Source organism: Paenibacillus motobuensis (assembly GCF_039521865.1).
In the GTDB taxonomy this organism is placed as follows: Bacteria; Bacillota; Bacilli; order Paenibacillales; family Paenibacillaceae; genus Fontibacillus; species Fontibacillus motobuensis.
In genome coordinates this window covers 222,713-246,624 of the sequence record NZ_BAAACX010000008.1, presented here as the reverse complement: position 1 = coordinate 246,624, position 23,912 = coordinate 222,713, and the positions used below count along the sequence as shown (strand labels likewise).

Sequence of the window (23,912 nt, the reverse complement as noted above, 5' to 3'; positions counted from 1 at the left end):
CTGCCTATTTTACTACCTTCCCATCGTTTGTAAGTACATTTACTGTAATGTTTGGGAATTCTCTTCTAAAAGCCATTATTACATCAGAGCAACTCTGACAAGTAAGACGTTCAGTAAACAGATTAATTGTACCTTTTGCATTTTTGTTGCCTGTAAGTTGAGATGCAATATCATTTAGAATTTTGTACTCCGTGTCATAGTCTCTTAAATATGCTGCAGGTGTATCAATTCTTGCGTTATCAGGGTCAACCTTTTTAGCATTAAATATTGGCTCGCCCTTAGGCTTCAAAGAAATACCCGGCAGTACCCCCTTATCCGTAGCTTCATTTACAGAACTATGAGCGAAAAACTCCTTCTTATTAATACCTTGAACATCAACTTCTGCGTAGCCAAAGTTTCCTGATTTTTTCAACTTACTAGGCAACTGAGACCGTAGCTCTTTAACGCGGTCTAGAATGCCAGACAAACCTCTAAGTTGACCCGTCCCATCTATACCTTCTCCATGCTTTCCTCTATCTTGAAACTCATTTTGCCTTCTCTGAATATTTGGATTCTCCGGAGTCTCGATACGATAATTGTTCGGAACCTGAATTTTCATTCCACTCTCAGTAACCGCCACGGCTCCGCCATTTAGCTTAGGCAGAAGCTCGGAGAGCTGCCTGCTCAGTTTGCCAGATATCTTAACACCTGACTTAACTGCTCCTTCTACTAGTGTCAGCGCCAGAAAAGCTTTCACCAAGGCTCGTCCATACCGCTGGCTCTCTTCATAGCTGGCTTTTCCACTAAGTATTTTCCCCTGTAGATCCCAGATATCCTGGAATGGAACGACGAACTCTTCTGCGGCTCCTTCCTTCAGCACTTCCTTGATATCTTCTAGGGTAATATCCCCGTTAGTGATCGCCTTGGCTAAATCATAATATCCTGGCAGCGTCTCTGTCCAGAACTTCGGATTGGTAGGATTGGCGGACCAGGCCTGCTTCAAAAGCCCGCTTCCTTCATCCCAAATCTGACTTACGATTCCATCCCCGACTCCTACCGATGTCATCGCTATACCTAATCCGCTTGCTTTCACATTTGGATTATTCCAATATCCCAACCCTCTTTCCGAATTCGCCAGCTCCAGAAGCTCCTTCGTGATCAATCCATCGACTTCAAATTCCTTACCGTCATGATAACCACTAAATTCTCGCCAGACGGCGAACATCGTACTGTAGTTATTCGCGATATACTGATATCCTGCTACAGCAATAAGCAGGTCTTGATCGTACTTCCCGGTAATTTCCCCGTGATAAAAATTCATTTTCTTGAGGTACTCCTGCATCTTTCGGATGTCTTCCTCGGCGACCAAGCGATTATATTCCTCCAACTGCTGCTTTAGCTGCAACCGATGAAGCACCTTCACCTCTAGTTCGTCATATCTCTGACGAAGCACATCCAATTCAACTTCTCCCAACATCCCCTGCTCCAACAAAACTCTAATCTCTTCATCATCCAGTAAGAGCGATCGATCATTTTTTAATGGATTGTATCTACAGGCCTTCAGAAACCCACCTTGATAAAAATCACTTAGATCGATGCCTTCTTTGTACCACTCGTCCGACACGCCCATTTCTTCGAGCTTCTTTCGCTGGGCTTCAGCATATTGATGAGCCGACTCCATATATTCACGCTGGCCATAAACCTGATAGACCACATAAGCCTTCTGGCTACGGGCGATTTCCGTAAATGCCTCCGCGATTTTTGTCAGTTCTGCTTGGGCGAGTCTCTGGGCGAAGGCATCTTGGTTCTGCATCGTTTGCAAAAGAGCAGCAATTCGTGGATCTTCTTGGAAGGGAGCTAAACGATCGATAATTCCTTGGCGCTGAAATGCTTGAAGTTGTTCGAAAATATTGGGGAATGCGAACGGCTCTGAAGTTGTGGATTTCGTAGGTCCATACAGACTATTTCCTGTAACATCCGACCACTTTGCGGCAAGAAACGGAGATTTATGCTTTAACAACGATGAAGAAGGCTGGGTTTGAGCCAATTTCTCCACTTGCTTGTCTGTCTGCGCGTATTGACTCACAGCATATTTCAGACCGCTTACTTTTTCACGCATTTGATCATCCAATCGCCGGGCCAGCATTTCAATCTCCCGGAGCAAGCTTGCTGCTTCTTGAGTAGCCGTACGCACATAATACTCCGAGTAATTTGCTTCTGTATTTTGGAGCAGACGATTCACATCCTTGGATACGCCGGTGATTTCCTGCTCCATCGTCTGTCGCAAATGCTCCACTACTCTAGACAAATGGTCGAGTCGATCCAGATCTATCTTTTGAATGGAAGGACACCTCCTATACACTCACTAATTGCTCTATATTCTTCTGGATTGGCATGATGTAAGGAAAGCAGTTTAAAGGCTGATCGTTATATGAGGATTAATCTACTTTTAGAAAATAGACCCGGGATGTTGGGTCCCAGGTCTTGTTGTTCGTCTAGTTATTCAAATCATCAAACATGGAGCCCACCACAGTTACCTTGATGGAATCCAAATCTTCGATGCCTTGCAGAGTCTTGAGGCCTTTGTAAGCATGGTTCCCCTTAGTCATATTCACTTCGTCGAACCATACTTTGATATAGTAGTTTCCGTTCGGCATATTGGCGTGGGTATACAGCGGTACATTGCCCGAATTGACGACGATCGTAATCGTTGACGTTTCCGTGATTTTATACATATGCTGTCCGGCTTCAACATACTCCCGATAGTTATAGTTCGTATATTTGCCTAAGGTGTACGACTCGCTATACCCTTCCAGCACCATCTTCCAGAACTTATCAGAATCGCCGCCGCGCTTGTCCGAGTATTTGATTTCCTTGACCTTTTTCGTATACCGTGTTGAATCTTTGCTTCGATCCAACACGGTGATCAACGACGCTTCGTTCACCGACTTGCTGTCCTCAACAGATAAAATGCCTGGTTTCCGCTCAAAGCCTCCGCCTTTTCTCTTAAGTTCGACGTTGTTGATATTAACAGCAACCTTCTCATTGTTGATAAACATTAGATCGGTTTCATAGCGGAAGGATTTAATCAGACTGTTCAGCAGATCTTTATGGTCTCCCGTCATGTCTTCAGGTTTCTCTTTCTTAAATACCTCGGTTGTGACGGTGAAAGTGTAACTCCCCGCAGGATTAAAATAGTATCCCGATTTAATTGGATAATCGTGCTTCTGAAGCACCTTGTCTGTTGCAAATACAGCTTTATCGTAAAGATTTTTGTTGTTCTTTCGCTTGGCTGCGGCATCTCTAGCCTGAGCGTATTCATCGCTCATGGAGCTTTTGACGTCCCACTCTACTCTTCCGCTTGCTTGCTGGATAAATTCACGCTTATATTGTCCAGGGGCTTCTATCCAGGGGTCCTTTGTTCCATTCTCATCCTGATGATGCATCCAGCGGATCACATCGTAGGGATAGGGCTCATTGGTCCAAAATAGATTCTTCACAACGGAATCCGTTTGATTATCTTCGATTTCGTTACGGTACTCGCGCTTTGGAACATCCTTCATCCCATTGTAGACATACATATCATAGGTATTGGAAACTGTGTTCGGCAAGAATTGTGCGGTTACCGTTCCCTTTTCGATTTTTGATTTATCCTCGCACTTTCTTTCTTCGCCCTCGCCAGTACACTCTCTCCAAGTAGACTTATATTCATAGGGTCTGCTTACCGACCCTTCAGTGTGAACTTCCCCTGTCTTAGACAACGGAGTTCCGGGTTCATCCAGATTGAGCCACTTTTTTCCCATTGGATTGTCCCCATAATCCACTCTCCTTATCGTATAAGTTACTATCGGGGTTCGCGTAATCACGCTGCTGTCCTCGTCAATTTTAGGATTATTATCAACAAAAAAATCTTTTTGCAATTCCGGAGTTCCGTTGGTTACCGTTAGTTCCCCTTTGGCGTTTCCCGTCCACTTGGCCTCGGGCAAATCGGGCAGCTGTAATGTAGCCGTACTGCTTGGTAAATTTATTTTCTCTTTCTTGGTCAGCATATCATAAGGAAGCTTGAGCTCCCGGGGAACGATCAATTTCACCGCGCCCAGAACATCAGAGTCCAGAACGTTATTATCAAGCAGCTCCTCTTCAGGCTCCTTACCGTTCTCGTTGACCTTGAACTGAATCCGTACGTCACTTTCCGGCATTACAAATGAGACAGTGAGACGCCTCTTCTCAGTTTTGGAAATGGCGATTTCACCGGATTCGGCCGCTACGCCGCCGCTGAACTTCAACTGATTCTCCGCTACTGTCAGAGGCAATCCATCGCTCTTGCGGGTAACACTCCACGAAAACTTGGTAGTTTCCCTTTTGGGAAACGTCGACCTCAACCATACGGATACTTGAACTTCCTCCCCGGCCATCGCTCCGGACGGCAAATCAACAAACTCCGCGGAAATATCATTCGGTTTCGTATTTATAAACGCAGCGATTGGCACATCCATATAAGTACCGACCTTTAGATACACCCTCCCAAATCCCTGGGACAGATACGTTGGCGGTTGGATGACGTGAACGTATTTAATCCAGCCGCCTTTGGGGGCGGTGTTTTTGTTGTAAACAATTCTATTCTCGTATTGTTTGTTTTGATTGTTATACATGAGGTTTGTGCCATAAAGTTCGTCACCGTATTCTGCATTCAGAGCTTCGATGATTTTGCCTTCGAAGGTTTCGCCGCCCAGGTACTCGGTGAGTTTTTCTGGTAGCCTTGAACCAAAGTTCGTTGGAAAGTCATCGAATTTCTTCGATATATTTTTACCTATCCAAGGAGTTGGTTTCAAATTAAAATTTTGAATTTGGGTCCCGCTCCAACCTGCATCCCATGGAAAGCCGACCGTTGATACATCATCACCAAATACATTATATCCAGAGTATCTGGTCATTACTTTTCCCTTATGAGTAATTTCCTTACCGTGACTAGTTCCATACACAATATCAAAGCCTGTAAAATGCCCAGGATCTTTAATCGCCTCACTAATTTGTTGCTCTAACAGTTCAGTATTTAGCATTCTTCCATTTGATTGTGTAGGATAGAAGTTCTTTAACCCATATAACTCTTCTATATCCTTATTAGCTCTTTCTAACACCGCTTTAGGAGTAAGGGTCTTAAAATACTCTTCTGGAGTCATTTTTGCCTCGGTTTCATCTTTGGGTTCAGCATAAATATTTATTTGTGGTACAACACCGCAGATTAGTACAGCCAGAAGAAATCCGACAATTCGTCTTCTCATAAAGAATTCACCTACTTATACCAAACTGCAACATACACATCATCCCAAAATGGGGAAGCCACTTCGATTCTATATTTACCGTCAGAAAATTCCTTCGACTCTAATACATCATCACGCTTTGTCTTTTCTTTCACATATTTCATAATGGCTTGCACTGTTTTTGCGTCAATCTTTTGACTTAAGAGTTCCTCCAAATCTTTAACCTGTTGGGTATAATTCACACCTTCTCTACTGAAACTAATATATGGCTGAATAACTATTGCCTGTTTTCCATATTCTTTTTTATATTCCTCATACTCGCTATTAACAAATAATCCCGATTTATAGGATTGATAGTAGCTAAATCCCTCAGTAACTTTCTTTTCAGTTTCCCCTTCTATACTTCTAGAAGTGCTTGAACCTTTCAAAGAATCTTTAACAGAATTAGACTCCGATTCTTTTTCCTTATCCTTCTGCACCGCCGCAAGACCCGTTAGAATCTCTACACTATAAAGATCCTTATGCCAGATTACTTTAGCGCCGAGCGCCTCGCTGACAAATCGTAACGGAACGAAAGTCCGGTTCTGTTTCTGCTGAGCTACCGTGTCCATTTGTTTCGTTTGGCCATTAACGGTATACGCTTTTTTCCCCATGGTCAAAACAGTGGTGTCTTCCCCCAATTGCACAGTTACTTGCTTGCTCTTGCTGTTCCAGCCTACTTCCGCCCCTAACGCCTCACTGACAAATCGGACAGGCACCTGCACCCGGTTGCTCTTGTCCATAAATGGCTTCGCATCCGGAAATAATATTAGTTCCCCGTTAACCTCAACCACGATCGATAGCTTCGATGCAGCAGACGTCATGGCAGGAATCATTGTTAGTATCAGAACCAATGACATAAGTGCAAATCCTATTTTCTTTAGTTTCATAGATTAATAGCTCCTTTTTTGTTTTTTTATAAACTATATGTATACTTCATAGGTGTATGGGAATATTTCCCTTATGCAATCCTTCATAATTATACTATTGCAACACATCACAAACAATGGAAATACCGATAATTAATCCCTTTTTCATATGGCTATAGGTTTAGTGTTCCTAGTGTTTCTGCTGTAATCCTATTTTTACTCTCGTATCTTCTATTTTGAATGTTTTACATGAGGTTTGTGCTATATTGTTCATCGCTGTATTTTCCATTTATGGCCTTGATTATTTCGCCTTCGAAGGTTTTATCGGGGAGATACTCTAGGGGGTTGGATTCGAGTCTTTCTATGTGATTGAAGTTCTGAATCTTAGTGCCGCTCCAGCCCGCATCCCAAGGAAATCCATCCGTGGACACATCATCGCCAAATACATTATATCCGGAGTATCTCGTCATCACCTTTCCCTTATGGGTAATCTCCGTACCGTGACTAGTGCCATATACAATATCAAAACCTGTAAAATTCTCAGGGGCTTTAATCGCTTCATTTATCTGTTGCTGTAACAAGGCAGTATTAAGCTCTCTCCCATATGCCTTTTGTGGAAAGAAGTTCTTTAGTCCATACAATTCTTCCATATCCTTATTAGCTCTTTCTAACACTGCTTTAGGTGTGAGGGTCTTTAATTCCTCGAGAGTTATCTTTTGGTCACTATCTTCTTTATTATCAGCGAATATTTGGTATTGCGGTACAAGACCACAGATAAGTACAGCCAAAAGAAATATAACGAATCGTCTCTTCATCAAAGTACCACCCTACTTATACCAGATCGATATATATATATTATCCCAGTAACTTGATTCCACTTGAATTCCGTATGTCTTGTCACTGAATTCCTTCGCTTCCAACTCATCTTCCCTTTTGGTCTTTTGTTTTACGTATTTCATGATCTTGTCCACTGTTTCAGTATCAATCTTTTGACGCAATAATTCATCCAAGTCTTTAACCTGCTGGTTATAATCCACACCATCTCTGTCAAAATGAATAGTTGATTGTAAGAACATTAGATCTTTTCCATTTACTGATTCGTAACTTACACCTAATCCCGATTTATAGGAATTGAAGAAGCTGAATCCTTCAGCAGTCAGTTTCTGAGTCTCCCCTTCTATTCTTCTCTTACGTCCCCATGAATCCACAATATATTTTGGGGTTTCAGTGGTCGATGTTTCCTTTTTTATCTCCTCCTTATTGTCTTCATGCACCGCCGCAAGACCCGTTAGAATCTCTACACTATAAAGATCCTTATGCCAGATTACTTTAGCGCCGAGCGCCTCGCTGACAAATCGTAACGGAACGAAAGTCCGATTCTGTTTCTGCTGAGCTACCGTGTCCATTTGTTTCGTTTGGCCATTAACGGTATACGCTTTTTTCCCCATGGTCAAAACAGTGGTGTCTTCCCCCAATTGCACAGTTACTTGCTTGCTCTTGCTGTTCCAGCCTACTTCCGCCCCGAGTGCTTCACTTACAAATCGGACAGGCACCTGCACCCGGTTGCTCTTGTCCATAAATGGCTTCGCATCAGGAAATGATACTCGGTCCCCGTTCACCTCAACTACGATCGATAGCTTGGATGCAGCGGATGTCATGGCAGGAATCATTGTTAGTATCAGAACCAATGACATAAGTGCAAATCCTATTTTCTTTAGTTTCATAGATTAATAGCTCCTTTTTTGTTTTTTATAAACTATATGTATACTTCATAGGTGTATGGGAATATTTCCCTTATGCAATCCTTCATAATTATACTATTGCAACACATCACAAACAATGGAAATACCGATAATTAATCCCTTTTTCATATGGCTATAGGTTTAGTGTTCCTAGTGTTTCTGCTGTAATCCTATTTTTACTCTCGTATCTTCTATTTTGAATGTTTTACAATGAGGTTGCATTTAGGGCCGGCTAGAAGCGGAGATTTATGTTCGAACAAAGACGAGGAAGGCTGGGACTATCTGCTATACTTCTCGCTTTAGTTCCCTGTAGGGCTTACTGATGATTAGCATAGCTTAGTGAGCCGCAAAAAAAGGACAATCCTCATTCTGAGAACTGTCCTTTTCTAACACTTATTCCAGTTATGTATTAACCATGTTCAATAATAAAATCCCTCTTCCATTAGGAGCTCTATAATGACTCCAATTAGAATCATACCAATTCCATAGACAATGCCCCAGCCAGAGGTTCCACCTTTTTGGTAAATAAAGCTGCGACGGAGCTCATGATCCCCATGTAAAGCTAGTATATGATCAATCTCTTTTTGAGCTTTCTGATAATATAGTTTATTACCTAATGTTCCGCACAAAATATAGATTCCGATATAGGCACCCTTAAGCGGAAAGCCTAATAATAGTTCAATGAAGGTCAGCCCAACTAAGATTGCTGCATATATCGCGCACTCGGCATACATTTTCCGATACCCCGCCCAAAACGGAAAGAAAAGAAAAGACGCCCAGTTCCATTTTGAATTTTTAATCCATTTTTCAACATATTTATCACTATGGGAATATAACCATAACCATTCTGCTTCGGGTGTATTATAAGGGTTGGATTGTTGATTTTGCCATGTTGGGGCTTGATATGCTTGTTGTTGGGAGACTTGTTGTGGATAGGCCTGTTGCGTATATTCTTGCTGCTGGTAGGCTTGCGGCTGTTGATATCCCGGTTGTTGTTGATACCTCTGTTGATGATAATCCTGTTGCCGATACGCTTGCTGTTGATAACCTTGTTGTCGATATGACTGCTCTTGGAATACTTGCTGCTGATTGTCTTGCTGCTGGTATGTCTCCTGCTGTGGTGTCAGTTGCTGCTGTTCCGGCTGCTGATGCACTTGCTCTTGAGAAGCCTGCTCCAAATATGCCTGTTGCTCTTGAGGTCTCCCACAGTTTGTGCAAAAGCGGGCGGTCGTACTTATACTATGTCCGCATGAAGAACAATATCTTACTTCCAAACAATCATCACCATCCTCTACCCATATTACCGTTCGCCTGTTCACGTTCTTAACAGACAATTCTCATTAGTGAATAGTCTCTATGAACTATAGCTATATTCTACTACAATCCTGGAATAATTTGACGAACAAATAATTCGAACTCAAGCAGAAACACTATTTGAGCAATAGGAAAACAATTAAGCCCCCAATGATTACCAAAGTCGTTATGATTCTAGTCAGGATACTCCCTCTTGTCAGAGTTCCCAAATCACCGCTCACCGAGCGGTTCATCGAATCAGCCATATTGATGGTTGGATTCTTCTTATACTCTTCGATTTGTTGCTTTTCTTGTTTATCCCTGTGCTCCATGGTTTGGCCTCCGATCTGGATAGATTATGATCTACAGAAAAAAGTGGTGTGGAGAAATAAGCAAGCCATTAAGAAGCAAGTTCATTCGATCTGCATAGCTACTACTTGCCCAATTAGGTTCGGACGATGTGAGGGAAAGTAGTTTGAAGATAACGAATAAATGAGGGGGTAAAAGGGATCATGGAAAAAAATAGACCGCCCTGCCTAAGGACGGTCTATTTCGATCAGCACTTAGAGGCCGACTGCTCTTTATGCAGTTATTGTACACTGAAATCGTGTTCCAGCACGGTTCCTTACTTATTCTTACCTTATTATAGCTCATTTTATAATGCTTTTACAGGGGGATTTGGGTGAGTCTATTCCTTCTTAAGTCTAGGTGGAAAAGAACCTACTGTGTGCTAGCGTACCGGCAAGCCGAAGTCGGGGGTTCCATCCTCTTTCCAGTGAAACACTTGAGCCCGAGTATGACGGTTCGGGTCGTACAGGGGGTCTCCCGAAATTTCTTTGTAATTCCGCGCGTGATAGACAATGACATCCTGCCCGTCCTCAGAGACGGTGAAGCTATTATGTCCTGGGCCATACTGTCCGTTTTCTTCGCTGGTTTGAAAAACGGGCTGCGGAGTTTTCTTCCAGACAGATGGATCCAGCAAATCTGCAGATTCATCCGCTTCCAAAAGTCCCATGCAATAGTTGTAATCGGTGGCGCTTGCCGAAAAGCTGATAAAGATTCGGCCATTCCGCTTCAAGACGGCCGGGCCTTCGTTCACTCGAAACCCGATGATCTCCCAGTCATATTCCGGAGTCGAGATCATGACCTGCTCCCCGGTTAAGGTCCAAGGGTCACTCATTTTGGAAATATATAGGTTGGAGTTGCCCTCGATCTCCGGATCCTTCTGAGCCCACACATAATATAACTCTTCGCGGTGTTCGAATGTCGTGGCGTCCAGTGCGAACGATTCCCAACGGGTACGGACTTGGCCTTTTTCGCTCCAGGTTCCCTCGAGCGGATTCGCGGATTCGTTCTCCAACGCGAACATCCGATGGTCAAACAAGCCGTCCTGCGTTTCGGTCGTTCTGGCGGCCGCAAAATAGATGTACCATTTTCCCTGAATAAAATGGATTTCCGGTGCCCAGATGTTCGCGCTAAGTGGGCCGGTTTCATATTTGTACCACACCACCACCGGAATAGCTTCCTTCAGCCCCTGAATCGTGGACGACCTCCGCACTTCGATCCGGTCGTATTCCGGAACCGAGGCGGTAAAATAATAATAACCGTCGCTGTGTTTATAGACCCAGGGATCGGCTCTCTGCTCTACTACCGGGTTGATGTATTCTCTTTTTTGGTCCATGTCGGTTTCTCCTTCACTTCTTGTTGTACTGGTTTTACTGTACCACTTCGTTATTTCGGCTCTGCAGCTAGGCCAGCTTCAGCAAAATCGAACCATGCGGAGGCAATGACACAACGACTGCGCCTTCATGAACTTCCATTTCACAGCGGGACCACAAATCCATAGCCGTGGGGAAAGATTCCCCCGCCTCAGCCAAAGCCAGCTCCAAACGGGACACAAGCGGCCCCTCCCCCAGGTTGAACATTGCTAGATAAGCCTGCCCTTCTTCATCCCGGGCTGTCCAGACAGTCACATCTCCCTCACGGAAAACTATTCTCCCGCCCGTTCCGTAACGGTGCAAATGAAGGACTTCTTCATTCGTCAGCAGGGACAGCGTCCATTCATCATTGTCTCGCAGCTCCCCGCCAAACATCAGCGGTGAACGGCAAATCACCCAGAGGGTCATCATTGTGATCTGCTCGTCCCTGGTAAAGCGGGTATAGCGATCCCCGCCGCCGTCCACAGAGCGGATCCCCAAATGTCCGAGAGGCAGCATATCGCAATCAGGCCAATGGCCGGGTTCCGCGAAGGCGGCCCATTTTTCGCACCGCTCAAACATGCCGTAAAGTAAATGCCAATGGTCCCAGTAATCATCCGTCATCCGCCACATATTGGCGTGACGTGACAAATGCTGTGCTACCTCCAAATCTGCCGGTCCCGGAGACAAGCTCAACACTATCTCTCTGTCGCAGCCATCGATGGCCCGGCGGATCAGTTCCACCTCTGCAGCGTGATAGCCGTAAAGCCGGGAAGCGGCAATATCGTCCACTTTGACAAAGTCGACGCCCCACTCCGAATATAGGCGGAACAGTGAGTCATAGTATGCCTGCGAGCCTTCCTTCTCCGGATCCACGCCGTACATATCTGTATTCCACGGACAAATGGAATTGGGATGGGCGATATCGCGGGCGGTCGCCGAAGTACCGAGAATCGGCGCAGCCGCATGAACCGCCTGCCTTGGAATGCCTCGCATGATATGAATGCCGAATTTCAGACCGAGCCCGTGCACATAATCCGCCAACGGCTTGAATCCTTTTCCTCCGGCCGATGAAGGAAATCGGTTCTTCGCCGGAATGAGCCGCGAATACGCATCCATCTCCAGCGGAACAAAAGGCCGATACTGTGAGGAATAAGCTCCAGGTTCGTACCACTGGATATCGACAACCACGTACTCCCAGCCATAGGACTTCAGATAGCGGGCCATATATTCCGCATTGCCCCTTACTTCCTCTTCCCTGACGCTGGCTCCATAACAGTCCCAGCTATTCCAGCCCATCGGCGGAGTAGAGGCACAAATAGGACGATTCAATTCTGACATTATTCTCATTCCTTTCTGGGTTCAAGCGACAAGTTATGCCCACTTTGGAGCATTCGGAAAAGGACAGGACGAATCGTAAAGCCGGGTCCGTACGGCAACCAGACATTCATATGCTGCATCTCACTTTACGGTTTCAAGGTCAGGACGACCACCGAAGCCGGAGGCAGTTCAAATTGCAGTTCGTCTCCGTCCAGCTTCGCTCCCGTAAAAGCAATCGGCGCCACTTCTTCTGGGCGGTGGAACGTATTATGGGCATTCAGCGACGAATGCGTAAGGATCGTTCCGCTAACTTTCTTGCGATCCGCTCCTTCCAGACGGCAACTCACCGAAGAGCTGACCGCGTGGTGCAAATTGCAGACCGACAGATGAATGTGCCCGTCTTGATTCGTGGAAGCGGAAACGCTAAGCTGCGGGATGGTTTGCGAGCCGTGTTTGTACACCGGACTTTCGAACTCCACATCAAGCAACTCCGCATCCTGATGGACCTTGTACATGTCGAATACATGATACGTCGGTGTCAGCAGCATTTTGTCGCCTTCCGTGAGTACCATCGCCTGCAGCACGTTCACGATCTGCGCGATGTTGGCCATTTTGACCCGTTTACTGTACTTATGGAAAATGTTAAGGTTAACGCCTGCGATCAGGGCGTCACGCAACGTATTTTGCTGGTACAGGAATCCCGGATTGGTTCCAGGCTCGACATCATACCAGCCACCCCATTCATCAACGATGAGATCCACCTTGCCCTCCGGATCGTATTTATCCATGATTTGCGAATGCTTGACGATCAGTTCTTCCATAAACAGGGTGTTTTTCATCGTCGAAAACCATTCGTCTACACCAAACTCGGTGGCTGAACCTTTGCTGGCAAACCAGTTTCCAGTCGGAATGGTGTAATAATGCAGGCTCAGTCCATTCATAAGCCAGTGGGCTTCCCGCATCAGCACCTCGGTCCAGCGGTAATCGTCCGTGTTCGGACCGCAGGCGATTTTATACACGCGGTTCTCTCCGTAATTCCGGACATAGGACGAAAATTGACGATACAAATCGGCATAATACTCCGGCCGCATATTGCCGCCGCAGCCCCAGTTCTCGTTGCCGACACCAAAGAACGGCAGCTTCCAGGGCTGTTCCTGCCCATTTCGCTTGCGCAAGCCTGCCATCGGCGACTCCCCGTCAAACGTCATATATTCGACCCATTGCTGCATTTCCCGGACCGTACCGCTGCCGACGTTGCCGCTGATATAGGGTTCTGTCTCCAGCAGTTCGCATAAGCGCAGGAATTCATGCGTGCCGAAATGATTGTTTTCCTCCACTCCGCCCCAATGATTGTTGATCATCCGGGCTCTTTCCGATTTAGGGCCGATCCCGTCCATCCAATGGTATTCATCTGCAAAACAACCGCCCGGCCAGCGCAAAACCGGGATCCTTAAATTTTTGAGCGCCTCAAGCACATCGTTGCGGTAGCCTTCGGTATTCGGAATCGGCGAATCCGGTCCGACCCAGATTCCCTCATAAATGCATCTGCCGAGATGCTCGGCAAATTGCCCGTACAAGTATCGGCTAATCGTACCTTTCTTCTCATTTGCATGGATTGTCATTTTGACCATAACTAGCAAACCTTCCTCTCCACTTCTCTATTTACTTGCTACTGCGCGAAATCTGCTTTCCCCATACCGCAATACCTTTTTCATTCAGTCCGGTAAATACAAGCGCTTTGACACCTCGCTCCCAATCCCAGGCCGGCAGCAGTTGGACTTGTTCCACGCGCCCGTCACCTTCGGCCACGTCGTCCCAAGTCAAGGTCAGCGTTCTTTTTCCGTCGAAATTCCAAGTTCCGGTTCCCAAGCTGCCTTGCAGCTTTCCCTGCTCGAACAGAGAAAGTGGGGTTGATTCCACTTGGCCGTTGACAAACGGATCATGCTCGATGCGCTCCCATTCGCCAGTCAGCAGGCTTTGAGGAATATCCTGCTCCATTTCTCCATCATAACGTTCCGGCGAGACGACCGGCCAGCCATCTTCCGTCCATAGAATTTTGCGGACGTGCAGATAAGACCAGTTCTTGTCGGCTTCTCCCCGTGCATGGTGCACGATATAATAGTTACCTCCGTCATTCAGTACGGAGTTGTGTCCGGGTGCAATCCAGCCGTCTTCTTCACCGAACTTATAGCCGCCCAGAATTTTATTGCCTACCTCGAATTGCGGTTCGAACTCCGTATCGGTCATGTCCCTGCCGTTAAAATCGACATAAGGCCCAGTAATGGAGTCGGACCGTGCTACACGAACGTTATAGTCTTCAAAAAGCGAGTCATAAGAGACGAAAAGATAGTATTTTTTGAATTTTTCGTTATAAACGATATAAGGCCCTTCCACTGCACCGTCCTCGGTCAGCCGATCTCGAGCTGCAATTAACTGACCAAAACCCGCTTCTTTGGGTTTACCCGTATCCGGGTCCAGCTCGATGATATGGATTCCCCCGAAAAAGGAACCGTACACCATCCACATGCGGCCTTCGGCATCAGTCACGATGTTCGGATCAATCGCGTTCAAGGCATCGCCGCTTTCCGTGCGGATCACGTCCCCTCGATCAGTCCAAGGTCCCTCGATCGATGAAGCGCTCGCCATGCCAATCATCGACTGCCGGCTGCCAAAAGTGGACGCAGAGTAGTACAGCCGATATTCGTTACCATGCTTTATAACATCCGGTGCCCAAAGACTGCTCGCTCCCGTCCAATTCATCGCCGTTTCTGGGATCCCCGGCAACGCGTAGCCGACCCATTTCCAATGGATTAGATCCTCTGATTTTCGCACCATTACGCCCGGCCTCGGATCGCCCCCGACCTTTACGTCGGTAGAGAATACATAGTATCCCTCGTCCGTCTTTATAATGCCGGGGTCATGCGCATTGTTGACGGTCCATTTCGTTTCGTTATGTAGTACTGTCGTGTCATACATCACCGTCGCATCGGGATCCTTGGGGAAGTCGACTTTCGCGGCGCGATCCCCCGAACACCCGCCCAAACCCATCATCATCAACATTAACATACCCGGCAGCACCACCCGTTTTTTTAAAATGTTCATCACAACGCTCACTTTCGTTCCCGCCAATCTTATCCCTTCACTCCGGAAATGGCCACGGACTCGATAATTTGTTTCTGGAATACCAGGAAAATGATCAATACCGGCAGCAAGGCGATGACGGAAGCGGCCATAATCAGCGGATAGTCCGTCTGGATCGCATAAGTCGCATTAAAATTCGCGATGACGAGCTGCAAGGTTTGCTTCTCCGGCGAGGTCAAATAAATGATCGGTGCCAAATAATCGTTCCAAATGCCCATGAACCATAAGATCAGTTGGGCAGCCACAGCTGGTTTGATCAAAGGGAACGTAATCGTAGAGAACAACCGGAAGTAGGAACTGCCGTCAATTTTCGCCGCTTCGATGACCTCGTTCGGCACGCTGATCAAATACTGACGCAGGAAAAAGATCATCACGATGTTGCCAAACAAACCGGGAACGATCAAAGGCAGCAACGTATCCACCCAGCCCACCTTGGAAAACATCATGAATTGTGGGATCATGACGGCAGGATAAGGAATCATCAGCGCGGACAGAAGGATAAGAAAAATCGCGTTTTTGCCCGGAAACTTCAGTTTAGCGAACGAAAAGGCGGCTAGACTGGACGTAAACGTGCCGACAATGGTCACCGAAATAGCGATAATGACGCTGTTCTTGATCCCGCTTACCAGCGGTCCCGCCGTCCAGATTTCCAGGTATTTCCCCCACTGCGGATCCTTCGGAATCCACACCGGCGGCAGCGCGAAGACATCGATTTTCTGTTTGATCGAAGTTGATAGCATCCACATCAGGGGCGCAATCATCGCGATCGCCCCGATAGATAGGATGATAAAGATAATCGTGTTGGTCAGCTTCGTTCGAGTCGAATGAGACATATTCATATTCTCCTTTCCGTTCCAATCATGCCTCGAAGGATGATTTTTCGTTCATTTTGAATTGAATCAGAGTCACGATAAATATGAATAGGCCCAGCACGACGGCCATCGCGGACGCGTATCCCATCTGGAAGTTGTCGAAGGCCTTCTGCCAGATATAGAACACGACAGAAGCGGACGAATACTCGGGACCGCCGGTACTTGTCATAATATTGATCTCCGTAAAAATTTGCGATCCCCCGATAATGTTGGTGACCACAATAAAAAAGGTAACCGGCTTCACCATTGGCCAGGTAATATGCCAGAAAGCCTTGAAACCGCTCGCTCCGTCCAGTTCTGCAGCTTCATAATATGATCTCGGCACGCTTTGCAGGGCGGCCAAATAGAGAAGCATCGTATAACCTAATCCCTTCCATACCGTCATCATGATCAGCGCCGGCTTGACCGAATGCTTGTTCATCAGCCAGTTCGGCCCCTTGATACCAATGAGGTCCAAAAACTGGTTGACCAAACCATAATCCCCGTTGAACGCCCAGCTCCACATGATGGAGATGGCCGCCAAAGAGGAGATGACCGGAACATAATAGATGACCCGGAACGTCGTCGTCCCCGGAATGCCCCTGTTCAGGCCAAGCGCGATCAGCAAAGCGAGAATGATACCGATCGGGATTCCGATCATCATGAAGATCGTATTGAACGCCGCCTTGTGAAACAGTTCATCCGTAAACAGATCCTTGAAGTTGCTCAGCCCGATAAAGTCCATTTGACCCAATCCGTCCCAGTCCGTGAAAGAGCCGTAAAATGAATAGGCCAACGGAAACAGGGTAAAAAACACAAAGCCTAGGATAGGGGGAAGGATAAATAACCAGCCAAATATCTTCTCTTTTCGGTACAGGTTTGATTTGGTTTGGGTTTGCATTAAGAATCACCTCAAATGTCGTATACCAGAATGAAAATGATGTTTGTCCCCTTGTCGTTCCAACATCGGCGACAAACATCATTTCTACTGGTTAAGATGCAATGTCAGGAATCCCGTCCCTATTTCTTGGCTTTCGCTTTTTCTTCCTGCTCGATCGCCTTGTCCAGCAGCTTTTGCATTTTCGGCTGTTCCTGTTTCACGTAGTCGGCAGCCGTAATTTTACCGTCGAGCACCGGTTGAATATCTGTGAAGAACAGATCGTACCATTCCGAAGTCCAAGTGTAGTGGCCCGGCAGCACTCTACCATATTCGTCCACGACATCGAGGAATTCTTTCTTGTTGGCCGGTTTGGTCGACGTGTCCGCCGCCCATTCTTCGGCCATGTCGATGAGGTTAGGAATTTGAACTTTGGCATCGACCAGCATTTGCATGCCTTCCTTAGATGCAGTCAAATAGTTGACGAGAGCGACCGCTTCCTCTGGATATTTCGTTTTGGCCGACACGCCGATTCCGAGAGAGCCGATCCATGTGGCTGATTTGCCGGTAGAACCTGCCGGGTAAGGCATCAAGTCATATTCGAAAGGAAGTTTTTCATACGTGCTCATATCCCAAGGACCGACCGGGAAGAAAGCCAGTTCGCCTTTCATCCAGCGCTGGTATGTGTCCAGCGTTTGCGCATCCTCGGCGGAAGGAGTGACTTTATATACGTTTTGCATATCAGCGAAAAATTGGAGCGCTTCTGCAAACTTCGGATCGTCAATCATCACTTTCTTTTTGCTTTCATCAATCCAGTCGGCGCCGTTGCTCCAAACCAGCGATTGCAGCACCCAGTTGACGTTGAAGCCTGTGCCGTATTGATCGATTTTGCCGTCGCCGTTCGTATCCTTGGTCAGTTGTTTCGCTATATCGATAAATTCCTGCCAGGTGTAAGGCTTATCGGGATCCGGGAGAGGAATACCCTCTTTCTCGAACATCGTTTTGTTGTATCCGAGCGCGAACGGGCCAACGTCTTTCGGCATCCCGTAAATATTACCCTGTCCTGCCATATTACCGTCATAACGGTACAGGTCGATGCCGTATTTCCAAATGTTGTCCAGATTGATGTCCGGATTGTTTTCAACGTAAGGTGTAAGATCCATCAAAATATTGCTGTGCATGTAGGCTTTCAAATCACCGGATTCAAAGTAAAATACGTCCGGCACTTTATTGCCAGTAATTGCCGCTTTCAACTTCGTAGCGTATTGGTCTGCCGCCGTAACGACGATTTTGACCTTCACGCCGGGATGATCCTCTTCAAACTTTTTGACCACGGCACTATAGGCCTTTTGTTCGTCCGTACCGCCGCGGTACATGAATGTCAGTTCTTTCGTGCCCCCGGATTTTCCCGAGTTCACTGCCTCGCCGTTGTCCGTCCCAGCTTCTCCTTCACCTTTACTTCCACCGCAACCAGTCAGCACGGCAGACAATACGAGAACCAGCGATAAAAGAGTGAACCATCCTTTTTTCTTTAACACCTTAACCCCTCCTATGGATATCGGATGAAACTATATAGAAAGAACTAAAGTTGTATGTTTTAGTCCGACCTATATCAACTTCATGGCAAAACCTTGAGTCATTCCTTGCTCAGCGTAATCACGTTCCAGGACGCCCTGGACAGGCGTGCTTGTACGAACCCGTCCTTGCAAACCGCATTCCCGCCCGTATGAGGCTTCACCTTCTCCTCCTCCGCCGTGTTGACCGCTTTCAAATCTTCATGCTCCAGAACGATATGCTCGATTACGCGGTAATTCTGAAATCCCCGAACGTCGCATAACAGATCCATCGGTTCCTCCAGATGGCGGTTGACGGCGAAGATCGTGAGTTCCTCGTCTTCTTCCCGGTAAACTACGGCACTGTCCAGATAAGGCACGTCCGTATAATCCTGGGCGTCGTATTTCGGCGAATCGATGATCGGCCTTAGCGAAACCCCGCGGCCATACCGCGAAGCGTGCATGTACGGGTAGAAGATCGTTTGCTTCCAGGCCCGGCCTCCGTTCTCGGTCATGATCGGTGCTATGACGTTGACCAATTGGGCCATGCAGGCCATTTTGACTCGGTCGGAATGGCGGAGCATCGTGATCAGCATACTGCCGACCAGCAGCGCGTCTTCAAAGTTATAGATATCTTCCAACTGCGGCGGACCGATGCTCCAAGGCTCGATTCTGGAATCCGCATCATTGGAGTGATACCAGACATTCCATTCATCAAAGCTGAGATACATCGTTTTTTTACTGCGCTTTTTCGCTTTGACGTAATCGCAGGTGGCGCTTACCGTCTTGATGAAATGCTCCATGTCCATCGACCTTGCCAGGAAGTTGGCCGTATCGTTGTCCCGGTTGCCGTAGTATTGATGCAGGGAAACATAGTCAGCAACTTCGTAAGTGTGATCGAGTGTCACCGCTTCCCATTCCGGAAAGGTCGGCATTCCGGTGCTGGAGCTTCCGCACGACACGAGTTCGATGTTCGGGTCTACCAGCTTCATCGCTTTTCCGGTTTCATAGGCCAGTCTGCCGTATTCCTGCGGAGTCTTCTGGCCAATCTGCCATGGACCGTCCATCTCGTTTCCCAAGCACCAGGTTTTGATGCGATGCGGCTGTTCAAATCCGTGGCTTCGGCGCAGATCGCTCCAATAGCTGCCTCCCGGGTGGTTGCAGTATTCAAGCAGGTTTCTTGCCGCATCCACGCCCCGGGTGCCAAGATTGACCGCCATCATCACTTCGGAGCCGATCTCCCGTGCCCACCGCGCAAACTCGTTCGTACCCACCTCGTTCGGTTCGACCGTTCGCCAGGCCAAGTCTAGCCGTTTCGGGCGCTCCTTGACGGGCCCAACCCCGTCTTCCCAGTTATATCCGGATACAAAATTGCCTCCCGGATATCTTATAATGGGTACATTCAGCTCTTGAATGAGTCGTTTTACGTCGTTTCGAAATCCTTGGCTGTCCGAAGTCGGATGAGAGGATTCATAGATGCCTCCGTAAACGGCCCTTCCCAAGTGTTCGATAAAGGAACCATATATCCGGGGATCAATCTCGGCGATTCTAAAAGATTTGTCCACAACCATTTTTGCTTTAGCCGCTGTCGAGGATAACAAGTCTATCACCTTCCATTTTAATAAATCCTAAATCAATTTCTATTTCACTGAATGAATCCGCTTACAGGTATAAAATAACATACAGAAAACAAGATGTAAATATATAAACCTAAATCTTTTTATATTTTTATAAAGGTAAATGAAATTCAGGGATAAATACGGGTCTTTTTCTCGTTTTTCGAGTTGTTATAGATAAATATTTTAGATTATATTCAAGTAAACACAAACGAAACGTATCTATAATCTGATTTTCAACTAATATTTTATAGATTTTTACATTTTTCAAGTTGTTGCTTTATTAATCGACGAAATTAGTTTATAATAATCTAAAATAAATCAAATTTTATTATTTCTTATTGGAAGAGGGTCATTGGGATGATTTATATCAAGGATTTGATGAGCGGGATCGATATTTTCAAGGCTTTAAGTTCCGAAATTCGGATCCAGATTCTCGAGCTGCTTGCCAAAAACCAAGCCTTGAATTTGAATGAGCTGGCCACCAGGCTGAAGCTAAGCAACGGTGCCGTCACCATGCATATCAAAAAACTGGAAGAAAGCGGCTTGATTGAAATCAATTCCACTGTAGGAAAGCATGGCATCCAGAAAATTGCTTACCTTAATAAAGATAAATTGATGGTGGATCTTCGAAGCAAGAAGGTCGAAAATCTGTACGAGGTAGAGATCCAAGTTGGGCATTACAGTAATTACCAAGCCGCCCCTACCTGCGGTCTTGCGACGAAGGACAGCATTATCGGCGATTTCGACGATCCTCGATATTTCGCCGATCCGCAGCGGATCGACTCAGAAATCATCTGGCTGGCCGAAGGTTTTCTGGAATACCGGATCCCGAACTATTTGAAGCCGAACCAATCCTTCCGCGAAATTCAATTCTCGATGGAGCTCGGCTCGGAAGCGCCGGGTTTTTGCGATAATTACCCTTCCGATATTTACTTCTATATCAACGGGATCGAGATCGGCTATTGGACCAGCCCGGGAGACTTCGGTGATGCTCGTGGAACGTTCAATCCAGAATGGTGGCCGCCACATTTGAACCAGTACGGCATGCTCAAGCTGATCCGCATCAATCACGAAGGGAGCTTCATAGACGGGTGCCGGATTTCCGATGTGACGCTCGATCAGATTCAGCTCGATTACAAAAGCGAGCTCACCTTCCGCATTGCCGTGACCGACAAGCCAGTCAATAAACGTGGCTTGACGATCTTCGGCAAAAACTTCGGAAACTACAGCCAGGACTTGCTGGCCCGTGTTCTGTACAACGTGGATGATGAACTGTCCGACTCCTGAAGCATATTAAGAATTCAGGCTTCGTTCAGTGCCTGCAGCAGCGTATGCCGATTGCTTTGGATGCCATTCAATAAATAGCATGAACCTCACTGAGGTTCATGCACGAGAAAACTAGCATCGCCTGCATGGACACCTTTTCAAGCCCTCGTAAGGTGGTCCACCGCATGCCATGCTTCTCTTTCATATCTACAAATACCCGTTTAATCGTAAACCGATTTTTAAAAAAAGCTATCAGTGTGGGGCCGAGTATACGGCATCACAGGCCGAATCCCATCATCGATAAATCCATTTCGGTCGCATGCGGTATGAAAGGTGTAGGCTCTTTCTCTCTTCTTTGGCACGAGCTCGTCCAAGGAATAAACCGAAATCTGAAAGCGACCTTCGTTACTGCTCTTACTCAGCATCCTCCACACCTCAACTCACTGTTTTCTTACTATTCGATAAAAAAGCCTGTAGAATCTGCTCCTTTCGGAACTTTGTCTACAGGCTGGAACCCACCTGTTAGGTGGGTTTTTTACTCTTTTCTGTTATTATTTTATATGAATTATTTGAAAAATGATCTAACTTTCCCATAAAGCTGGAATACTGATGAATTTGAACGTTTGTTGGAGCTAGAGATGTCTCTTCTGAGGAATTGTTAAATGGCTTAAAAAGGGTTGTGAGCTAAGTTCACTTCTCTGCCTACTCTCCCTTACGAACCAAGGGCCGAACGGCCTGCAGAGTAGATACGGTGTTAACTGAAGTCATCGCCCTCTTCGAACTACATCCACATATACCCGTACTCATCTTTTTCAATCATCTTTAATTGTTTTTCAAAGTCTCCTATCGGTTTTATATCTTCTACAAAATGCCACTTATCTTTACTGTCCTTCCAATATACTTTCCATAGGCCTTCATCGTATCTAAATTGAGCAATCGGTAACTCGACTCGATGCCCCGACATATATGCAGGTCTGTCTTGTGACAAAGTAACTGTGTTTCCTCGAAATTTATATATGATCTTAAATTCTGCCTTAAGATGCTCAGGTATCTTCTTATCTATATAGTTATCAAGTATCTTTTCAAGTCGCTTCTTAGTAAAAGCATCAAACGCCATGATAATCACTCCATCGTATCTTTTTCTATACTTCCACTCGCGATGATTTCAGTTAACATAATACCCTTGAACTCGTAATCTCAAAAAAATACAATTGAATCTATGAACCTGCTTGAAATGAATGAGTTAGAATGTACTATAAACTCATTTTACTACAAAGTTAGAGTAATCAGCGGAAAATAATTCCTTTTACCTCAAACAAAAAACTCCCCCAACCTTATTCCCTAACAATCTTACCACCACTAAACACCTCCACCATCACCAAAGCCCCCCTTAAACAAGTTCACCCAAGGCGATTATAGCAATTAAAAAAAGACCGCCTACCTAGTGGGTACTAATCTCCCTTATCACCTGTCAGTCTTTCCTTGGTATCCGTCGCGCTTCCTTCCAGACGCTTCACAAAAGTTTTTCTCCAGTTTTCCGAGAGTTCTTTCACTTCAAGGATCTTCTTAATCCCTTCAGTATCATTCTTGTCCCTGTGCATGATGTGGTTAGCATAGGAAACAGTAATTCCTTTTGGATGGCGGCTCGTTCTAATCAGACTATCCGAATTCGATACGAGCCCTTCCTGAAGCACGCTAAAATAAAAGCCGGTATAACCGGTCTCCTGCACCTTGAGCGGCATGTCGGGGACACCGTATCTAACAGACAATTTAAAGCAGGGCTGCCTCGGCTGACTCACCTGTACCACCGCTTCTCCTAGCTGAAAAACATCGCCAATACAAACCTCCGTCTCCAGCAACCCTTGAGTCGTCAAATTCTCTCCAAAGGCGCTATATTCCAACGCTTGATTTAATTCATTCTCCCAATAAGGGTAATGTTCATAGGGGTAAACACAAACAGCCTTATCCCGGCCTCCGTGGTGGACAAGGTCTGCCTGTCCGTCTCCTTCGAATCCAATCCATGTCAAGAACAGCGGGTCATTGTTGGGTGTTTTGAAGATCCCTGTTGAGAGTTCTTTATTGTTGAATTGGATTTGTATGGGCTTGCCTATGTTGATGGATATGATTTTGGCATTTTTCATTTAGAGGTCACCTCGATTTGTGGATTAAGGCAAAAAGCAAGTATCACTATTATGTACCAGGCTGCACAGCACCTCAAACGCTTCAAGTCCCCTCATAGCCTCGTAAGCAGCGGGATTTGCTTTGTAGTGAATCATTCTTAATTTATAGGGAATCCTCCCAATTCAATTTTAGTACAACCTCGTTCAATAAACTATTTATTTTGTAAAGATACCTCAGCTGTTTGAGGCTCCGCTCGAAAGCGCAAGCTGTATCCTCTAAACCGA

General features: G+C 46.2%; 18 protein-coding genes and 2 pseudogenes. 1 reads left to right on the top strand and 19 read right to left on the bottom strand.

Features of this window, described 5'->3' with window-relative positions:
- Nucleotides 1–4: 4 nt before the first annotated feature.
- From ABD014_RS09300 to arfA, 16 genes and pseudogenes are all read right to left on the bottom strand, one after another.
- Nucleotides 5–2,287, bottom strand: coding sequence for a deaminase domain-containing protein (locus ABD014_RS09300; RefSeq protein ID WP_343860206.1), 2,283 nt, complete (start codon nt 2,285–2,287; stop codon nt 5–7).
- 187 nt (nt 2,288–2,474) lie between these two features.
- A complete protein-coding gene (locus ABD014_RS09295; RefSeq protein WP_343860204.1) occupies nt 2,475–5,261 on the bottom strand; it encodes a hypothetical protein in 2,787 nt (928 codons plus the stop codon).
- Between the two features lie 11 nt (nt 5,262–5,272).
- A complete protein-coding gene (locus tag ABD014_RS09290; protein ID WP_343860202.1) occupies nt 5,273–6,169 on the bottom strand; it encodes a copper amine oxidase N-terminal domain-containing protein in 897 nt (298 codons plus the stop codon).
- A gap of 224 nt (nt 6,170–6,393) precedes the next feature.
- Nucleotides 6,394–6,963 (bottom strand): hypothetical protein, encoded by a 570-nt coding sequence (locus ABD014_RS09285; RefSeq protein WP_343860200.1) that lies wholly within the window; start codon nt 6,961–6,963, stop codon nt 6,394–6,396.
- Between the two features lie 12 nt (nt 6,964–6,975).
- Nucleotides 6,976–7,872 carry a copper amine oxidase N-terminal domain-containing protein gene (locus ABD014_RS09280; RefSeq protein WP_343860198.1) on the bottom strand — a complete coding sequence of 299 codons (897 nt, stop codon included), beginning with the start codon at nt 7,870–7,872 and terminating at the stop codon, nt 6,976–6,978.
- A gap of 437 nt (nt 7,873–8,309) precedes the next feature.
- Nucleotides 8,310–9,068, bottom strand: coding sequence for a DUF2628 domain-containing protein (locus ABD014_RS09275; RefSeq protein WP_343860196.1), 759 nt, complete (start codon nt 9,066–9,068; stop codon nt 8,310–8,312).
- A gap of 24 nt (nt 9,069–9,092) precedes the next feature.
- Nucleotides 9,093–9,209: pseudogene (locus ABD014_RS24845) on the bottom strand (zinc-ribbon domain-containing protein); the annotation flags it as partial.
- A gap of 111 nt (nt 9,210–9,320) precedes the next feature.
- On the bottom strand, nt 9,321–9,515 hold the full coding sequence (locus tag ABD014_RS09270; protein WP_343860194.1) for a DUF6366 family protein: 195 nt from the start codon (nt 9,513–9,515) through the stop codon (nt 9,321–9,323).
- Nucleotides 9,516–9,913: 398 nt separating this feature from the next.
- Complete coding sequence (locus ABD014_RS09265) at nt 9,914–10,864, bottom strand: glycoside hydrolase family 43 protein (RefSeq protein WP_343860191.1); 951 nt, start codon at nt 10,862–10,864, stop codon at nt 9,914–9,916.
- A 67-nt stretch (nt 10,865–10,931) separates the two neighbouring features.
- Nucleotides 10,932–12,221, bottom strand: coding sequence for a glycoside hydrolase family 27 protein (locus ABD014_RS09260; RefSeq protein WP_343860189.1), 1,290 nt, complete (start codon nt 12,219–12,221; stop codon nt 10,932–10,934).
- A gap of 125 nt (nt 12,222–12,346) precedes the next feature.
- A complete protein-coding gene (locus tag ABD014_RS09255; protein ID WP_343860187.1) occupies nt 12,347–13,831 on the bottom strand; it encodes an alpha-N-arabinofuranosidase in 1,485 nt (494 codons plus the stop codon).
- A gap of 31 nt (nt 13,832–13,862) precedes the next feature.
- Complete coding sequence (locus ABD014_RS09250; RefSeq protein WP_343860671.1) at nt 13,863–15,266, bottom strand: arabinan endo-1,5-alpha-L-arabinosidase; 1,404 nt, start codon at nt 15,264–15,266, stop codon at nt 13,863–13,865.
- Between the two features lie 65 nt (nt 15,267–15,331).
- Nucleotides 15,332–16,174, bottom strand: coding sequence for a carbohydrate ABC transporter permease (locus ABD014_RS09245; RefSeq protein WP_343860185.1), 843 nt, complete (start codon nt 16,172–16,174; stop codon nt 15,332–15,334).
- A 25-nt stretch (nt 16,175–16,199) separates the two neighbouring features.
- Nucleotides 16,200–17,093 (bottom strand): carbohydrate ABC transporter permease, encoded by an 894-nt coding sequence (locus tag ABD014_RS09240; RefSeq protein WP_343860183.1) that lies wholly within the window; start codon nt 17,091–17,093, stop codon nt 16,200–16,202.
- A gap of 119 nt (nt 17,094–17,212) precedes the next feature.
- The gene (locus ABD014_RS09235) at nt 17,213–18,607 is read right to left on the bottom strand and encodes an ABC transporter substrate-binding protein (RefSeq protein WP_343860181.1); all 1,395 of its coding nucleotides are present in this window, start codon (nt 18,605–18,607) and stop codon (nt 17,213–17,215) included.
- A gap of 98 nt (nt 18,608–18,705) precedes the next feature.
- Nucleotides 18,706–20,193 carry an arabinosylfuranosidase ArfA gene (gene arfA, locus ABD014_RS09230; protein ID WP_343860669.1) on the bottom strand — a complete coding sequence of 496 codons (1,488 nt, stop codon included), beginning with the start codon at nt 20,191–20,193 and terminating at the stop codon, nt 18,706–18,708.
- Between the two features lie 405 nt (nt 20,194–20,598).
- On the opposite strand from arfA, the gene ABD014_RS09225 reads away from it, so the two are divergent.
- Entirely contained in the window at nt 20,599–21,528 is a 930-nt protein-coding gene (locus ABD014_RS09225) for an ArsR/SmtB family transcription factor (protein ID WP_343860179.1), read from the top strand.
- A gap of 67 nt (nt 21,529–21,595) precedes the next feature.
- Here ABD014_RS09225 and ABD014_RS09220 read toward each other — a convergent pair.
- From ABD014_RS09220 to ABD014_RS09210, 3 genes and pseudogenes are all read right to left on the bottom strand, one after another.
- A pseudogene (locus ABD014_RS09220) lies at nt 21,596–21,742 on the bottom strand (transposase); the annotation flags it as partial.
- 546 nt (nt 21,743–22,288) lie between these two features.
- Nucleotides 22,289–22,624 (bottom strand): DUF3024 domain-containing protein, encoded by a 336-nt coding sequence (locus tag ABD014_RS09215; protein ID WP_343860177.1) that lies wholly within the window; start codon nt 22,622–22,624, stop codon nt 22,289–22,291.
- Nucleotides 22,625–22,958: 334 nt separating this feature from the next.
- Nucleotides 22,959–23,648 carry an MOSC domain-containing protein gene (locus ABD014_RS09210; RefSeq protein ID WP_343860174.1) on the bottom strand — a complete coding sequence of 230 codons (690 nt, stop codon included), beginning with the start codon at nt 23,646–23,648 and terminating at the stop codon, nt 22,959–22,961.
- Between the last annotated feature and the right edge of the window lie 264 nt (nt 23,649–23,912).

What these genes read in the sequence shown, in the direction of transcription:
- ABD014_RS09260 (WP_343860189.1), bottom strand. Translation starts at nt 12,221, where the DNA reads ATGTCAGAATTGAATCGTCCTATTTGTGCCTCTACTCCGCCGATGGGC.
- ABD014_RS09270 (WP_343860194.1), bottom strand. Translation starts at nt 9,515, where the DNA reads ATGGAGCACAGGGATAAACAAGAAAAGCAACAAATCGAAGAGTATAAG.
- ABD014_RS09280 (WP_343860198.1), bottom strand. Translation starts at nt 7,872, where the DNA reads ATGAAACTAAAGAAAATAGGATTTGCACTTATGTCATTGGTTCTGATA.
- ABD014_RS09250 (WP_343860671.1), bottom strand. Translation starts at nt 15,266, where the DNA reads ATGTTAATGTTGATGATGATGGGTTTGGGCGGGTGTTCGGGGGATCGC.
- ABD014_RS09295 (WP_343860204.1), bottom strand. Translation starts at nt 5,261, where the DNA reads ATGAGAAGACGAATTGTCGGATTTCTTCTGGCTGTACTAATCTGCGGT.
- ABD014_RS09255 (WP_343860187.1), bottom strand. Translation starts at nt 13,831, where the DNA reads ATGGTCAAAATGACAATCCATGCAAATGAGAAGAAAGGTACGATTAGC.
- ABD014_RS09225 (WP_343860179.1), top strand. Translation starts at nt 20,599, where the DNA reads ATGATTTATATCAAGGATTTGATGAGCGGGATCGATATTTTCAAGGCT.
- arfA (WP_343860669.1), bottom strand. Translation starts at nt 20,193, where the DNA reads ATGGTTGTGGACAAATCTTTTAGAATCGCCGAGATTGATCCCCGGATA.
- ABD014_RS09265 (WP_343860191.1), bottom strand. Translation starts at nt 10,864, where the DNA reads ATGGACCAAAAAAGAGAATACATCAACCCGGTAGTAGAGCAGAGAGCC.
- ABD014_RS09215 (WP_343860177.1), bottom strand. Translation starts at nt 22,624, where the DNA reads ATGGCGTTTGATGCTTTTACTAAGAAGCGACTTGAAAAGATACTTGAT.
- ABD014_RS09245 (WP_343860185.1), bottom strand. Translation starts at nt 16,174, where the DNA reads ATGTCTCATTCGACTCGAACGAAGCTGACCAACACGATTATCTTTATC.
- ABD014_RS09285 (WP_343860200.1), bottom strand. Translation starts at nt 6,963, where the DNA reads ATGAAGAGACGATTCGTTATATTTCTTTTGGCTGTACTTATCTGTGGT.
- ABD014_RS09290 (WP_343860202.1), bottom strand. Translation starts at nt 6,169, where the DNA reads ATGAAACTAAAGAAAATAGGATTTGCACTTATGTCATTGGTTCTGATA.
- ABD014_RS09210 (WP_343860174.1), bottom strand. Translation starts at nt 23,648, where the DNA reads ATGAAAAATGCCAAAATCATATCCATCAACATAGGCAAGCCCATACAA.
- ABD014_RS09240 (WP_343860183.1), bottom strand. Translation starts at nt 17,093, where the DNA reads ATGCAAACCCAAACCAAATCAAACCTGTACCGAAAAGAGAAGATATTT.